Below are 14,004 nucleotides of genomic sequence, written 5' to 3' on the forward strand. Positions count from 1 at the left end.
TGCCGCTCGCTCATCCCCCCGTTTCCGCAGGAGTCCCGCAAGTGATCAAGCCCCGTACGCCGCCCGGCATCATGGAATTGCTGCCGCGTGAGCAGATCGCGTTCCAGCGCATGCTGGACGTCATCCGCCGCAACTACGAGCGGTTCGGGTTCCTGCCGGTGGAGACGCCGGTGTTCGAGCTGTCCGATGTGCTGCTGACCAAGTCCGGCGGCGAGACCGAGCGCCAGGTGTATTTCGTGCAGTCCACCGGTGCGCTGGCCAACGCCGCCGAAGCGGAAGAGAAAGCGCTGCCGGAACTGGCCCTGCGCTTCGACCTGACCGTGCCGCTGGCACGCTATGTCGCCGAGCACGAGCATGACCTGACCTTCCCGTTCCGCCGCTACCAGATGCAGCGCGTGTACCGTGGCGAGCGCGCGCAGCGTGGCCGCTTCCGCGAGTTCTACCAGTGCGACATCGATGTGATCGGCAAGGACACGCTGAGCACCCGCTACGACGCCGAAGTGCTGGCGGTCATCCATGCGGTGTTCGCTGAACTGCGTATCGGCGATTTCTCGGTGCAGCTCAACAACCGCAAGTTGATGCGCGGCTTCTTCGAAAGCCTGGGCGTGGCCGATGGCGAGCGCCAGCTGGCCGTGCTGCGGGAAGTGGACAAGCTGGACAAGCGCGGTGCCGATTACGTGCGCGAGACCCTGGTGGGCGAGGGCTTCGAGATTCCGGCCGAGCAGGTCGAACGCATCCTGGCGTTTGTGGCCGTGCGCTCGAGCAGCCATGCCGATGCGCTGGCGCAGCTGGATGCGCTGCTGGTTGATGGCGCTGCCAGCGAAACGCTCACGCAGGGCGTGGCCGAACTGCGCGAAGTGCTGCAGCTGGTCAAGGCGCTGGGGGTGCCGGAAACCGCGTACTGCCTGAACTTCTCCATCGCGCGCGGCCTGGATTACTACACCGGCACCGTCTACGAGACCACGCTGACCGACCACCCGCAGATCGGCTCGATCTGCTCGGGCGGCCGTTACGAAGACCTGGCCAGCCACTACAGCAAGTCCAAGCTGCCGGGCGTGGGCATTTCCATCGGCCTGACCCGCCTGTTCTGGCAGCTGCGCGAAGCCGGCCTGATCGCCGGTATCGAGGACAGCAGCGTGCACGCGCTGGTGGCCCTGATGGACGACAACGGCCTGCCCGAGTCGCTGGATATCGCCCGTCGCCTGCGCGTCGGTGGCATCAATGCCGAAGTGCAGATGGAGCCGAAGAAGATCGGCAAGCAGTTCCAGTACGCGGCCAAGGCGGGCATCCGCTTCGTCGTGCTGGCCGGTGAGGACGAACTGGCGCGTGGCGTGGTCGCGGTCAAGGACCTGCTGCGCGAGCAGCAGTTCGAGGTCGCCCGCGACGAGCTGGCCAGCGCGCTGCAGGTCGAGCTGGAGCAGGCCAAGGCGATGGCATGAAGCAGGCCGCCGCAGGGGCAGTGATGCTGCTCCTGCTCGCCGGCTGCCAGAGCGACCCGCAACTGCGCAGCAAACGGATCGGCCCCGGGCATTACCGGTTGACGGTGGACCGCTGCCATGTGATCAGTCGGGAACAGCTTGAGCGCGATCTACGCGAGCTGGCCAGCACCCAGTGTTCCGGCAGCGCCGGCGTCCTGGAGGCCATGGAGTCGCTTCCCAGCCGCCAGGGCAGCCTGTTCGGCGAATGCCTGCGCAGCGGTGCCCTGCGCGCCGAGGTCCGCTGCCGGTAGCTGCCGACCCGGTAGCTGCCGACCGTTGGTCGGCACGTTTCCTTGGATACCCGGAACAACGCCCGCCCATGCGGGCGTTGTTCGTTTCCGGACCCTGAACACTTCTGGTCCGCTCACTGCAGCGGTTTGACCGTGCCCCTTGCTTGGGCTAATGTAATAGCACGCTATTACATTGATACGATGAAACTACGTCCGATCCCCCGTGAAAAAGACGCCCAGGCCGATCTGGCCTCGCTGGCGCGCGCCTTTGCTGCCCTCTCCGATCCCGGGGCGGTGACCGCGTTCCTGCGCGACCTGTGCACGCCGGCCGAGCTGGAGGCGCTGTCCGACCGCTGGAAGGTCGTGCCGCTGCTGCAGCAGGGCGTGCCGTATCGCGAGATCCATGAGTTGACCGGGGTCAGCGTGACCACCACCGGGCGCGTGGCGCGCTCGCTGGACCACGGCCACGGCGGCTATGCCGCCGCCATCGCCGCCACGCCGACCTCCCCCGAATCCGAGTAGAGACCTCCCCCATGAGTGCAACCCAGACCGCCCCGGCACGTGACCGGCTGCGTATCGCCATCCAGAAGAACGGGCGGCTGGCCGAGCCTGCGCGCAGCCTGCTGACCGCCTGCGGGCTGAGCTGGCGGCAGAGCCGCGACAAGCTGTTCTGCTACGGCGAATCGCTGCCGGTGGACCTGCTGCTGGTCCGCGATGACGACATTCCCGGCCTGATCGCCGACGGTGTGTGCGATTTCGGCATCGTCGGCCGCAATGAGCTGGACGAGCAGGGCGCTGCGCGCCGCCGGATCGGTCTGCCGGACGCCTACCAGGCGCTGCGCGGCCTCAACTTCGGCCAGTGCCGCTTGATGCTGGCGGTGCCGGAGGAGTGGGAATGGACGGGCGTGGAGCAGCTGGCCGGCAAGCGCATCGCCACCAGCTACCCCGCGATCCTGGCCGACTGGCTGGCCGAGCGCGGCGTGGATGCGCAGGTGGTCGAACTGTCCGGCTCGGTCGAGATCGCCCCGCGGCTGGGCACCGCCGATCTGATCTGCGATCTGGTCTCCAGCGGCGCCACCCTGGCCGCCAACCAGCTCAAGCCGGTCGAAACCCTGCTGGAAAGCGAGGCGGTGCTGGCCGGTCCGGTACGCACGCCCGATGATGCCCGCGCCGGCCTGATGGCCATGCTGCTGCGTCGCCTCGACGGCGTGGTGAAGGTGCAGGACAGCAAGCTGCTGATGTTCCGCGCCGCGCTGGACCGGGTCTCCGAGCTGACCCGCCTGCTGCCCGATGCCGATCCGCTGGTGCAATTGCCCGATGACGGCGGCCACCTGCGTTTGCAGACCATGTGCCACGGTGCGTTGACCTGGCAGCGGTTGGAGGATCTGGAGCGCGCGGGTGCGCAGGGCTTGATGGTGTTGAGTGTGGAGCGGTCGCTGGCATGAATCGTTTGACGTGGTCCCAATTGGATGCCGGCGCCCAGGCGCAGGCGCTGCAACGCCCGGTCCAGGCCGTGGCGGCGCGCACCCGTGAGTCCGTCGCGGCCTTGATCGCGGCCGTGCGCGACGGCGGCGATGACGCACTGCGTGAGATCACCCTGCGCTTTGACGGGGTGGCGCCGGAGAGCTTCCAGGTCAGCGAGGCGGAGTTCGCCGCCGCCGAACAGGCCGTTTCGGCCGAACTGCGCCAGGCGATGATCGATGCCGCCGCGCGCATCCGGACCTTCCACCAGGCGGGCATGAGCGAGGGCTATGCGGTCGAGACCGCGCCTGGCGTGCGTTGCGAGCGCATGGTGCGCCCGATCGGTCAGGTGGGTCTGTATGTGCCGGCCGGCAGCGCGCCGTTGCCGTCGACCGCGTTGATGCTGGGCGTGCCCGCACAGCTGGCCGGCTGCCGGGAGGTCGTGCTGTGCACGCCGCCGCGCAAGGACGGCAGTGCCGATCCTGCGGTGCTGGTGGCCGCGCGCCTGACCGGCGTGCACCGCGTCTTCAAGCTGGGCGGCGCGCAGGCGATCGCGGCGATGGCGTACGGCACCGACAGCATCCCGGCCTGCGACAAGCTGTATGGCCCGGGCAACAGTTACGTGACCGAAGCCAAGCAGCAGGTGGCCCAGGACGGCGCTGCAGCGATCGACATGCCGGCCGGGCCGTCGGAAGTGCTGGTCATTGCCGACGCCGGCGCCAATCCCGCGTTCGTCGCGGCCGATCTGCTCTCGCAGGCCGAGCACGGTCCAGACTCGCAGGTGCTGCTGCTGACCGACGACGCAGGGATGGTTGACCGTGTTGAAGCGGCGGTTGAAGCGCAGCTGGCGCGGCTGTCGCGCGCGGAGATCGCCGCGCAGGCGCTGGCGTCCTCGCGCCTGATCCTGGTCGATTCGCTGGATGATGCGTTCGCGATCAGCAACCGGTATGCGCCGGAACATCTGATCCTGGCGCTGCGCGATCCGCGCGCGTGGCTGGAGAAGGTGGAAGCGGCCGGCTCGGTTTTCCTCGGCGACTACACCCCCGAAGCGTTGGGCGATTACTGCAGCGGCACCAACCACGTGCTGCCGACCGCGGGCGCCGCGCGCGCCTACAGCGGCGTCAGCGTGGCCAGTTTCCAGAACCTGATCAGCGTGCAGTCGGCCACCGCCGCCGGCATCGCCGCGATGGGCGAGTGCGCCCGCGTGCTGGCGCGCGCCGAAGGCCTGGATGCGCACGAGAATGCCGTGACCCTGCGCATGGAGGCGGCGGCATGAGCACCGGCTCCCTTCTGTCGCTGGTCCGCGAGGACCTGCAGGCGTTCACCGGGTACTCCTCGGCGCGCAGCAGCGCGCTGGTCGGCGATGTCTGGCTCAACGCCAACGAATCGGCCTGGGCCAATCCGGCTGATGTCACCGGTGGCGCGCGCCGCTACCCCGATCCGCAGCCGGCCGCCCTGCGCGATCGGCTGGCCGAGCTCTATGGTTGCGCACCGGAGCAGCTGTTGATCGGCCGTGGCAGCGACGAGGCCATCGATCTGCTGGTGCGGGCGCTGTGCGAGCCGGGTCGCGATGCGGTCGTAACTACACCGCCCGTGTTCGGCATGTACGCCGTCTGCGCCCGCCTGCAGAACGCGCCGGTGATCGAGGTGCCGCTGGTTGAGCAGGGCGATGCGCTGGTTGCCGATATCGATGCGGTGATCGCCGCTGCGCTGTCGGGCAACGCCAAGCTGGTGTTCCTGTGCTCGCCGTCCAATCCCGCTGGCAGCGTGATCACGCTGGCCGAGATCGAGCGCGTGGCCACCGCATTGCAGGGCAGGGCGCTGGTCGTGGTGGACGAGGCCTACGGTGAGTATGCGGAGCAGGCCTCCGCCAGCACGCTGCTGGGCCGCTACGAGAACATCGCCGTGCTGCGGACGTTGTCCAAGGCGCATGCGCTGGCCGCCGCCCGCATCGGCAGCCTGATCGCCGATGCCGCCCTGATCCAGGTACTGCGCCGCTGCCAGGCCCCGTATCCCGTGCCCGCACCCTGTGCGGAGCTCGCGTTGGCAGGCCTTGGCCCCGAGAACCTCGCGGTGACCAGCCAGCGCATCGTGCAGATCAAGGCCGAACGCGCGCGGCTGCAGGCCGGCCTTGCCACGCTGCCCGGCGTGCTGCGTGTCTATCCCTCGCAGGGCAACTACCTGCTGGCCCGCTTCGCCGACGCACAGGGCGCGTTCGATGCGCTGCTCGCGGCCGGTGTGGTCGTGCGCGACCAGCGTGCCGCGCCGCAGCTGGGCGATGCGCTGCGCATCACCCTCGGCAGCCCGGAACAGAACGACCGCGTACTCGCTGCCCTGACGGCCCGGAGGGCTGCCGCATGACCCCGATTCTGTTCGTCGACCGCGACGGCACCCTGATCGAAGAGCCCGCCGATTTCCAGATCGACGCCTACGAGAAGCTGCGCTTCGTGCGCGATGTGATCCCGGCGATGCTCAAGCTGCGCGATGCCGGCTACCAGTTCGTGATCGTCAGCAACCAGGACGGCCTGGGCACCGAAGGCTATCCGCAGGCCAGCTTCGACGGCCCCAACGACCTGATGCTGCAGATCTTCGCCAGCCAGGGCATTAGCTTCCGTGACGTGTTGATCGACGGCACCTGGCCGCAGGACAACGCGCCGACCCGCAAGCCGGGCATCGGCCTGATGCTGCCGTATCTGCAGGACCGCAGCATCGACTGGGCACGCTCGGCGATGGTGGGCGACCGCCTGACCGACATCCAGTTCGCCGAAAACATGAAGATTCGTGGCTTCCAGCTGCGCACCGAACAGTTCGGCGGCGACTGGGACTGGACCTCGATCGCGCACGAGCTGGCCGATGCACCGCGCCGGGCCACCGTGCAGCGTAATACCAAGGAAACCAGGATCCGGGTCGAGGTCGATCTGGATCGCACCGCCGAACCGCAGACCCACACCGGGCTGCCGTTCTTCGATCACATGCTGGAGCAGATCGGCAAGCACGGCGGCTTCGCCCTGAGCGTGCAGGCCGAGGGCGACCTGCACATCGATGAGCACCACACCATTGAAGACACCGGCCTGGCGCTGGGCCAGGCCCTGCGCGAGGCGCTCGGCGACAAGCGCGGCATCGGCCGCTACGGCTTCACGCTGCCGATGGATGAAACCCTGGCCAGCGCCGCGCTGGATTTCAGCGGCCGCCCGTATTTCGTGTTCGAAGGCGAGTTCAAGCGCGAGCGCGTGGGTGACATGCCGACCGAGCTGGTGCCGCACTTCTTCCGCTCGCTGTGCGATGCGGCCGGTTTGAACCTGCACCTGAGCGTGCGCGGCGACAATGATCATCACAAGGTCGAAGCCTGCTTCAAGGCGCTGGCGCGTGCGCTGCGCCAGGCCCTGCCACGCCAGGGCACCGCGCTGCCGAGCACCAAGGGGGCGCTGTGACCGAGGTTGCGCTGATCGATGCGGGCGGCGCCAACCTCGGCTCGGTCCGCTATGCGCTGGAGCGGCTGGGCGTGCAGGTGCGGCTGGTCCGCGATGCGCAGGGCCTGGAGGGCGTCTCGCGGGTGATCCTCCCTGGCGTCGGCGCGGCCCCGCACGGCATGGCACGCCTGCATGCACAGGGTCTGGTCCAGCCGCTGCGCGACCTGCAGGTGCCGCTGCTCGGCATCTGCCTGGGCATGCAGCTGCTGTTCGATGGTTCTGAAGAAGGCCATGTCGAATGCCTCGGCCTGTTGCCCGGGGTCGTGCGCCACCTGCGCCCTGCAACCGGCATCCGCGTGCCGCACATGGGCTGGAACCGGCTGCTGCCGCTGCGTGAGTCGCCGCTGCTGGCCGGCGTGCCGGCACGGGCGAGTGCCTACTTCGTCCACAGCTACGCCGCGCCACTGGGCGAAGACACCGTGGCCGCCTGCGATCACGGCGGGCTGTTCGCGGCCGTCGTGCAGCGCGGCCGGCACAGTGGCGCCCAGTTCCATCCGGAGCGTTCGGCCGATACCGGCGCGCGCATCCTGCGCAATTTCATCGAGAATGAGCCGACATGAGTTTCATCGTCTATCCCGCCCTGGATATCCGCGAAGGCCGCGTGGTGCGCCTGCTGCAGGGCGACTACGCGCAGCAGACTACCTACGGCGATGACCCGCTGCCGCGCGCGCAGGCGTTTGCCGCGGCGGGCGCGAGCTGGATGCATCTGGTGGATCTGGATGCGGCCCGTGCGGGTGGTTACACGCTGGCACCGCTGCTGTCCTCGATCGCGGCGCAGACCGGCCTGCAGGTGCAGACCGGCGGCGGCGTGCGCTCGCGCGATGACGTTGCGCGCATCCTCGATGCCGGTGCTACCCGCGTGGTGGTCGGCTCGGTATCGGTCCGTGCGCCGGACACGGTGATTGGCTGGCTGCGCGAATTTGGCCCTGAACGGCTCACCATCGCGCTCGACGCGCGCCAGGCCGAGGATGGTCGCTGGCTGCTGCCTGTGCATGGCTGGACCGAGACCGCCGAGGACACCTTGGACGTGCTGGCGCAGCGTTACGCCGAGGCCGGCATGCGGCACCTGCTGTGCACGGATATCGCCCGCGACGGCATGCTCTCGGGGCCGAACATCGATCTGTACCAGCACTTGGCGCGCCTGCTGCCGGGCGTGGCGGTACAGGCCTCCGGTGGCGTGCGCGATGCCGACGACGTAGCCCAGGCCAAGGCCGTCGGCTGTGGCGGCGCGATCCTCGGCAAGGCGCTGCTGGAAGGGCGCATGACCCTGGAAGGAGCGCTGGCATGCTGAGCCGCCGCTTGATCCCGTGCCTGGACGTCCGCGATGGTCGCGTGGTCAAGGGCGTGCGTTTCCGCGACCACGTGGACATGGGTGACATCGCCGAGCTGGCGATGCGCTATCGCGACCAGGGCGCGGACGAACTCGTGTTCTATGACATCGGCGCCAGTCCGGAGGGGCGCGCCGTGGATGTCGCCTGGATCGAGCGCATCGCGCGCCTGATCGACATCCCGTTCTGCGTGGCCGGCGGCATCAGCGATGTCGAGACCGCGCGGTGCGTGCTGCACGCCGGCGCCGACAAGATTTCGATCAACTCCCCCGCGCTGGGCCGGCCGGAGCTCATTGAAGAACTGGCCGATGCGTTCGGCGTGCAGTGCGTGGTCGTCGGCATCGATTCGGTGCGCGAACCGGATGGCGAATGGCGGGTGCGCCGCTTCAGTGGCGACCCGGACAAGACCCAGGCGGTGGCGGTGCGCACTCTGGACTGGCTGGTGGAGGCACAGCGCCGGGGTGCCGGCGAGATCGTGCTGAACTGCATGGACAGCGATGGCGTCCGCCGCGGTTACGACGTGGCCCAGCTGCGTCAGGCGCGCGCGCTGTGCCAGGTGCCGTTGATCGCCTCCGGTGGCGCCGGCGAAATGCAGCACTTCGCCGATGTATTCGACCAGGCCGACGTCGACGGCGCGCTTGCCGCCAGTGTCTTCCACAGTGGTGCTATCGCCATTCCCGCGCTCAAGCAGTTCCTGCGCGAGCAGCAGATCGAGGTTCGAGATGTCTATTGAAGTGCATTCCATCGACGTGCGCCCGTCGCGCGCAGCGCTGGCGCAGCTGGACTGGGGCAAGGGCGATGGCCTGCTGCCGGTGGTGGTGCAGGATACGGACACGCTGCGCGTGCTGATGCTCGGCTACGCCAATGCGGCTTCGCTGGAGCAGACCCTGGCCACGGGCCACATGACCTTCTACAGCCGCAGCAAGCAGCGGCTGTGGACCAAGGGCGAGTCCTCCGGCAATGTGCTGGCGGTGACCGCCGTGCGGATCGACTGCGACAACGACACCCTGCTGGTCAGTGCGCGCCCGGCCGGGCCGACCTGCCACACCGGCAGCGAGAGCTGCTTCCCGCAGGCGCCGGGCAACTTCCTGGGCCGGTTGGATACCGTGGTGCGCGAACGTGAGCAGCAGCGCCCGGCCGGCAGCTACACCACGTCGTTGTTCGACGGGGACATCCGCCGCATCGCGCAGAAGGTGGGCGAGGAGGGCGTCGAAACCGCGCTGGCCGGGGTCGTCCAGGACGATGACGCGCTGCTGGGTGAGGCGGCCGATCTGCTGTTCCATCTGACCGTGCTGCTGCGTGCGCGTGGCCTCTCGCTGGACGACGCGGTGGCGGTGCTGGCGGCGCGCCACGCGGGGTAAGCCCGGGCGGGACATCGTTTAACGTCGGTGAAACGCGGTGCAGGCGATGATGTGCGGCTCTACAATTCCCCACCCCCGATCGGACCGCCCTCGATGACCCGTACTGCCGCCTGGCTGGCTTGCCTGCTGTTGATGACTTCGCCTGCCTGGGCTGCCGGCACGACGATTACCGGCAAGGTCTATCAGGAGCGCGACGGCAAGCCGGGACGCGGGCCGACCGATCCCGGCCTGGCCGGCGTGCAGGTGTCCAACGGGGAAACAATCGTGCGCACCGCCGCCGATGGCAGCTACAGCCTGCCCGTGCGCGAGGGGCAGACCGTGTTCGTGATCAAGCCGGACGAGTACCGCTTCCCGGCCGCCGCCAATGGGCTGCCCTCGTACTGGCGCCACTATGCGCCGCAGGGCTCGCCGAAGCTGAAATACGACGGCATCCACGCCACCGGCGGCGCGACCCGCAACTGGGATTTCGCGCTGGAACCGGCCAAGGGCACGGACGCGGCGCGCAACGGCTTCGAGATGCTGGTCTTCACCGATTCGCAGACCGCCAGCCGCCAGGACATCGGCTACTACCAGCGCGCCATCGTCGATCCGATCATCGGCAAGCATCCGGCGCGCCTGGGCACCACTCTGGGGGATATCGTCAATGACGATCTGAGCCTGTACCCGGACATCAACAAGGTCACCGCGCAGCTGCAGGTGCCGTGGTTCCACGTGCCGGGCAACCACGACCTGGACATGGATGCCGGCAACGACGCGCATTCGCTGGACAGCTGGCGCGCCGTGTACGGCCCGGACACCTACGCGGTGGAAGAGGGCGGGGCGAGCTTCGTCTTCCTCGATGACGTGGTGTACGACCCCAAGGCCAAGCCGAGCTACGTCGGCGGCCTGCGCGCGGACCAGTTCACCTTCCTCGGCAACTATCTGAAGGGACTGCCGCGCGATCGGCTGATCGTGCTCGGCATGCACATCCCGCTGTTCGATGCGGCGCCGGGCCGCGAGACGTTCCGCCATGCCGACCGCGCGCGGCTGTTCGCGCTGCTCAAGGACTTCCCGAACGTGCTGGTGCTCAGCGGCCACAGCCACACCCAACAGCACTACTACCACGGTGCCGTCGAAGGCTGGCAGGGCAGCAGGCCGCTGCACGAGTACAACGTGGGCGCGGCCTGCGGGGCGTTCTGGTCGGGCGTGAAGGACAGCAGTGGCATCCCCGATGCAACCATGAGCGATGGCACCCCGAACGGCTATGCGGTGCTCTCGGTCAAGCCCGGTGGTGACTATGGCCTGCGCTATTACGTGGCGCGCGCACCCGACGATTACCAGATCGCCCTGCACGCGCCGAAGGTGCTGCGCCAGGGCGCGTACCCGGCCTGGGGCGTGTACGCCAACGTGTTCATGGGCCAGGCCGATTCGCTGGTGGAGTACCGCGTGGACGACGGCGCATGGCAGCCGATGAAGCGCGTCGAACAGCCGGATCCGCGCCTGCTGCAGGAAAATGTCGCCGACGATACCGCCGAGCGCCTGCGCGGTTTCGACCGTTCGCCGGAAGCCACGCCATCGCCGCACCTGTGGCGCGGCGCGCTCCCCACCCACCTTGCCGTGGAGGAGCACAAGGTGGAAGTGCGTGCGGTGCAGGGCGATGGCCCGACCGCGATGGCCAGCACCAGCTACCGCCTGCAGACCGCCAAGCCCTGATCACGCCGCAGTCGTTTCAGTACGGCGCTGTATGGCAGGCGTGGCTTTGCATTCCCCCGGCGATGCCTGAGAATCGCCGGGATTCAATCGATTCAACCAAGGCAAGCGAGTGAGCGCAGCGGTACCGGTTCCGGCTCAACCTGAGGTGTCGCGGACGGCGGCCCCGCGGGATTCCCACTCTGACACGCTGATCGTGGCCGATGTCGGCGGCACGTTCGCCCGCGTCGCGCTGGCCACCGTATGCGCGGGCGCTGCGCCACGGCTGAGCGGCCTGCGGCGTTATGCCTGCGCTGATCACCCCGGCCTGGCCGCGATCCTGGCCGACTTCATCGCCAGCCTGCCCGCAGCGCCGGACAGTGCCGTGGTCGCGATCGCCGGGCTGCTGGACGGCGATCATCTGGTCAACACCAATCTGCCGTGGCCGGTGTCGGTCGCGCAGACCCGTCACGATTCGGGGCTGGTGTCGCTGGCGCTGATCAACGATTTCGAAGCGGTCGCCTATGCGATCCCGCACGTGGCGCCGGAAACCATGGTGGCCCTCAACGGCGAACCCGGCGTGGGCCCGCGATGGCCCGCGCTGGTGCTGGGCCCGGGCACTGGACTGGGCGCGGCGCTGCGTTTCGAGGGCGGCGAGCGTCCGGTGCTGGCCAGCGAAGCCGGCCACGCCGCGTTGAACGCCTGCAATCCGCTGGAACTGGAGGTGCTCTCGCGCCTGCTGCAGCGCTGGGAGCACGTGGACAACGAGCGCGTGCTGTCCGGGGGCGGCCTGATGAACCTGTATCCCTGCCTGTGCGATATCCGTGGCGTCACCCCGCACTGGACCAGCACAGAAGCCCTGATCGCGGCCGCGCACGAAGGCGACGATCCGGTGGCGGTCGAGACGCTGGAGGTGTTCTGTGCTTGGCTGGGCAGTCTGGCCGGCGATCTGGCCACCACGTTCGGCGCGCGCTCAGTCTATCTGGCCGGCGGCATCTCCACGCGCGTGGACCGCTTCCTGCGCGATGGCCGCTTCCGCGAGCGCTTCCTGGCCAAGGGCGTGATGCAGGAGGTGCTCCGCCAGGTGCCGATCTGGCGCGTGGACCACGGCGAACTCGGCGTGCTCGGCGCGGCGGTCTGGCATGCGGAGCATCGCTGTATCGTCGCGTAGTTCTTTCATTGTCCGATAACTGGAGACGTATCCATGACTGACCGCAGGCGATTTCTCCAGGCCAGTGCCCTGGCGGCCGGCGCCCTCGCGCTGCCGACGCTGCAGGCACGCACCGCCACCGGCGCGCGCGTCGTGTCCACCTGGGATTTCGGCGTGGGGGCCAACCAGGTGGCCTGGAAAACCTTGTCGGCCGGCGGTTCCGCGCTTGATGCGGTGGAAGCCGGCGCACGTTGGGCCGAGAGCGACCTGTGCAACCCCACGGTCGGGCGCTGTGGCAATCCGGATCGCGATGGGGTGCTGAGCCTGGACGCCAGCATCATGGACGGCGATGGCCGCTGCGGTTCGGTGGCGGCGCTCAGCGATATCGCGCACCCGGTCTCGGTGGCGCGGCGGGTGATGGAACAGACCCCGCACGTGATGCTGGTAGGCGAGGGCGCGCAACAGTTCGCCGTGCAGCAGGGTTTCGAACGCAGGAAGCTGCTCACCCCGGAAGCCGAGAAGGCGTGGCGTGAGTGGCTCAAGACCGCGCAGTACACCCCCGAGATCAATGCCGAGCGACGCAGCCGCCCCGGCGACAGCAGCAACCACGACACGCTGGGCATGCTCGCCATCGATGCCCAAGGGCGTCTGGCCGGTGCCTGCACCACCAGTGGCATGGCGTGGAAGATGCACGGCCGCGTGGGCGACAGCCCGATCATCGGTGCGGGCCTGTACGTGGACAACGAGGTCGGTGCGGCAACGGCCTCGGGCGTGGGTGAGGAAATGATCCGCAATGCCGCCTCGTTCCTGGTGGTCGAGCTGATGCGCCAGGGCCGATCACCGGCCGAGGCCTGCCGCGAGGCGATCGCGCGGGTGGTGCGCAAGCGGCCTGAGGCAAGCAAGACCCTGCAGGTGTGCTTCCTCGCGTTGAATAAGCACGGTGAGGTCGGCGCCTATGCGCTGCATCGCGGCTTCGTCTATGCAGTCTGCGACAAGGACCGGCAGGACGATCTGCGCGATTCCGCCTCGGTCTACACGAGCGAGCAGACGTGAGCGCGCGGCGGCGGGTGCTGGAGATCGCCTCGAATTCGGTGGCCTCCGCATTGGCCGCCCAGCAGGGCGGCGCGGACCGGATCGAGCTGTTCGACAACCTGGCCGAGGGCGGTACCACGCCGTCGCAGGGCAGCATCGCGGTCGCCCGTGACCGCCTGCAGATTCCGTTGTTCGTGCTGATCCGGCCGCGTCCTGGCGATTTTCTTTACACCGCACTGGAGACCGAGATCATGCTGCGCGATATCGCGCACTGCCGTGCGCTCGGCTGCGATGGTGTGGTGATCGGTGCCCTGGATGCCGACGGTGGCATCGACATGGCGTTGTGCCGTGAACTGGTGGCCGCAGCAGGTCCGCTCGGCATCACGTTCCACCGCGCCTTCGATGCCGCACGCGATCTGCCGGCGGCGCTGGAGCAGATCGTGACGCTGGGCTGCCAGCGCATCCTGAGTTCGGGAGGGCAGGCCAGTGCCCTGGCCGGTGCCGATGTTCTGGCCGCTCTGGTGGCGCAGGCTGGTGACCGGATTTCGCTGATGGCCGGCGCCGGGATCACTGCGGCCAACGTCATGAAGGTGGCTGACCGCAGCGGGTGCGTTGAACTGCACGCCTCGGCGAAGGCGACGCAGCCGTCGGCAATGCGTCACCACAATCCCGCGTTGACCGGGTTGTCGCCGGGCTGGACCGTCACCGATACAGCGCAGGTCAGAGCACTGCGCGCGGCGCTTGATAATAGGGACGGAGGTAGCTAATCCGCGACGTACGTCCGCAATTAACTACCTCCGTCCCCATTAAAAAACGGCAGCCGCCT

The 14,004-nt window shown here is 68.5% G+C and carries 15 protein-coding genes; all 15 read left to right on the forward strand.

The annotated features are described in order from the left end of the window. The first annotated feature begins 41 nt into the window (after nucleotides 1-41). The 15 genes from hisS to AB9O74_RS13960 all read left to right on the forward strand — a co-directional run bounded on the left by hisS (nucleotide 42) and on the right by AB9O74_RS13960 (nucleotide 13,945). On the forward strand, nucleotides 42-1,439 hold the full coding sequence (gene hisS / locus AB9O74_RS13890; protein ID WP_354274376.1) for a histidine--tRNA ligase: 1,398 nt from the start codon (nucleotides 42-44) through the stop codon (nucleotides 1,437-1,439). Further along, nucleotides 1,436-1,729, forward strand: coding sequence for a hypothetical protein (locus AB9O74_RS13895; protein WP_369349653.1), 294 nt, complete (start codon nucleotides 1,436-1,438; stop codon nucleotides 1,727-1,729). Before hisS ends, AB9O74_RS13895 begins: the two co-directional genes overlap by 4 nt. A 180-nt stretch (nucleotides 1,730-1,909) precedes the next feature. Then, nucleotides 1,910-2,230 (forward strand): YerC/YecD family TrpR-related protein, encoded by a 321-nt coding sequence (locus tag AB9O74_RS13900; protein WP_346488947.1) that lies wholly within the window; start codon nucleotides 1,910-1,912, stop codon nucleotides 2,228-2,230. An 11-nt stretch (nucleotides 2,231-2,241) separates the two neighbouring features. Beyond that, the gene (gene hisG / locus AB9O74_RS13905; protein ID WP_121036643.1) at nucleotides 2,242-3,153 is read left to right on the forward strand and encodes an ATP phosphoribosyltransferase; all 912 of its coding nucleotides are present in this window, start codon (nucleotides 2,242-2,244) and stop codon (nucleotides 3,151-3,153) included. Further along, complete coding sequence (gene hisD / locus AB9O74_RS13910; RefSeq protein ID WP_369349654.1) at nucleotides 3,150-4,445, forward strand: histidinol dehydrogenase; 1,296 nt, start codon at nucleotides 3,150-3,152, stop codon at nucleotides 4,443-4,445. The genes hisG and hisD overlap by 4 nt, the downstream gene beginning before the upstream one ends. Next, a complete protein-coding gene (gene hisC, locus AB9O74_RS13915; protein WP_369349655.1) occupies nucleotides 4,442-5,530 on the forward strand; it encodes a histidinol-phosphate transaminase in 1,089 nt (362 codons plus the stop codon). The genes hisD and hisC overlap by 4 nt, the downstream gene beginning before the upstream one ends. Continuing rightward, nucleotides 5,527-6,600, forward strand: coding sequence for a bifunctional histidinol-phosphatase/imidazoleglycerol-phosphate dehydratase HisB (hisB, locus tag AB9O74_RS13920; protein ID WP_369349656.1), 1,074 nt, complete (start codon nucleotides 5,527-5,529; stop codon nucleotides 6,598-6,600). Before hisC ends, hisB begins: the two co-directional genes overlap by 4 nt. Then, nucleotides 6,597-7,199 carry an imidazole glycerol phosphate synthase subunit HisH gene (gene hisH, locus AB9O74_RS13925; protein ID WP_176989876.1) on the forward strand — a complete coding sequence of 201 codons (603 nt, stop codon included), beginning with the start codon at nucleotides 6,597-6,599 and terminating at the stop codon, nucleotides 7,197-7,199. Before hisB ends, hisH begins: the two co-directional genes overlap by 4 nt. Next, nucleotides 7,196-7,930 (forward strand): 1-(5-phosphoribosyl)-5-[(5-phosphoribosylamino)methylideneamino]imidazole-4-carboxamide isomerase, encoded by a 735-nt coding sequence (gene hisA / locus AB9O74_RS13930; RefSeq protein WP_369349657.1) that lies wholly within the window; start codon nucleotides 7,196-7,198, stop codon nucleotides 7,928-7,930. The genes hisH and hisA overlap by 4 nt, the downstream gene beginning before the upstream one ends. Beyond that, nucleotides 7,924-8,700: an imidazole glycerol phosphate synthase subunit HisF gene (gene hisF, locus AB9O74_RS13935; protein ID WP_369349658.1), complete on the forward strand. Its 777-nt coding sequence runs from the start codon at nucleotides 7,924-7,926 to the stop codon at nucleotides 8,698-8,700. Before hisA ends, hisF begins: the two co-directional genes overlap by 7 nt. Further along, on the forward strand, nucleotides 8,690-9,328 hold the full coding sequence (gene hisIE / locus AB9O74_RS13940) for a bifunctional phosphoribosyl-AMP cyclohydrolase/phosphoribosyl-ATP diphosphatase HisIE (RefSeq protein WP_369349659.1): 639 nt from the start codon (nucleotides 8,690-8,692) through the stop codon (nucleotides 9,326-9,328). The genes hisF and hisIE overlap by 11 nt, the downstream gene beginning before the upstream one ends. A gap of 93 nt (nucleotides 9,329-9,421) precedes the next feature. Beyond that, nucleotides 9,422-11,020, forward strand: coding sequence for a calcineurin-like phosphoesterase C-terminal domain-containing protein (locus tag AB9O74_RS13945; RefSeq protein ID WP_369349660.1), 1,599 nt, complete (start codon nucleotides 9,422-9,424; stop codon nucleotides 11,018-11,020). 145 nt (nucleotides 11,021-11,165) lie between these two features. Continuing rightward, nucleotides 11,166-12,167 (forward strand): glucokinase, encoded by a 1,002-nt coding sequence (locus tag AB9O74_RS13950; protein WP_369349661.1) that lies wholly within the window; start codon nucleotides 11,166-11,168, stop codon nucleotides 12,165-12,167. Nucleotides 12,168-12,200: 33 nt separating this feature from the next. Then, the gene (locus AB9O74_RS13955; RefSeq protein WP_369349662.1) at nucleotides 12,201-13,199 is read left to right on the forward strand and encodes a N(4)-(beta-N-acetylglucosaminyl)-L-asparaginase; all 999 of its coding nucleotides are present in this window, start codon (nucleotides 12,201-12,203) and stop codon (nucleotides 13,197-13,199) included. Beyond that, complete coding sequence (locus AB9O74_RS13960) at nucleotides 13,196-13,945, forward strand: copper homeostasis protein CutC (protein WP_369349663.1); 750 nt, start codon at nucleotides 13,196-13,198, stop codon at nucleotides 13,943-13,945. Before AB9O74_RS13955 ends, AB9O74_RS13960 begins: the two co-directional genes overlap by 4 nt. Nucleotides 13,946-14,004 lie beyond the last annotated feature (59 nt).

The organism is Stenotrophomonas sp. JAG2, from assembly GCF_041080745.1.
Taxonomy (GTDB): Bacteria; Pseudomonadota; Gammaproteobacteria; order Xanthomonadales; family Xanthomonadaceae; genus Stenotrophomonas; species Stenotrophomonas maltophilia_AA.

What these genes read in the sequence shown, in the direction of transcription:
- AB9O74_RS13895 (WP_369349653.1), top strand. Translation starts at nt 1,436, where the DNA reads ATGAAGCAGGCCGCCGCAGGGGCAGTGATGCTGCTCCTGCTCGCCGGC.
- AB9O74_RS13900 (WP_346488947.1), top strand. Translation starts at nt 1,910, where the DNA reads ATGAAACTACGTCCGATCCCCCGTGAAAAAGACGCCCAGGCCGATCTG.
- hisG (WP_121036643.1), top strand. Translation starts at nt 2,242, where the DNA reads ATGAGTGCAACCCAGACCGCCCCGGCACGTGACCGGCTGCGTATCGCC.
- hisD (WP_369349654.1), top strand. Translation starts at nt 3,150, where the DNA reads ATGAATCGTTTGACGTGGTCCCAATTGGATGCCGGCGCCCAGGCGCAG.
- hisC (WP_369349655.1), top strand. Translation starts at nt 4,442, where the DNA reads ATGAGCACCGGCTCCCTTCTGTCGCTGGTCCGCGAGGACCTGCAGGCG.
- hisB (WP_369349656.1), top strand. Translation starts at nt 5,527, where the DNA reads ATGACCCCGATTCTGTTCGTCGACCGCGACGGCACCCTGATCGAAGAG.
- hisA (WP_369349657.1), top strand. Translation starts at nt 7,196, where the DNA reads ATGAGTTTCATCGTCTATCCCGCCCTGGATATCCGCGAAGGCCGCGTG.
- hisF (WP_369349658.1), top strand. Translation starts at nt 7,924, where the DNA reads ATGCTGAGCCGCCGCTTGATCCCGTGCCTGGACGTCCGCGATGGTCGC.
- hisIE (WP_369349659.1), top strand. Translation starts at nt 8,690, where the DNA reads ATGTCTATTGAAGTGCATTCCATCGACGTGCGCCCGTCGCGCGCAGCG.
- AB9O74_RS13945 (WP_369349660.1), top strand. Translation starts at nt 9,422, where the DNA reads ATGACCCGTACTGCCGCCTGGCTGGCTTGCCTGCTGTTGATGACTTCG.
- AB9O74_RS13955 (WP_369349662.1), top strand. Translation starts at nt 12,201, where the DNA reads ATGACTGACCGCAGGCGATTTCTCCAGGCCAGTGCCCTGGCGGCCGGC.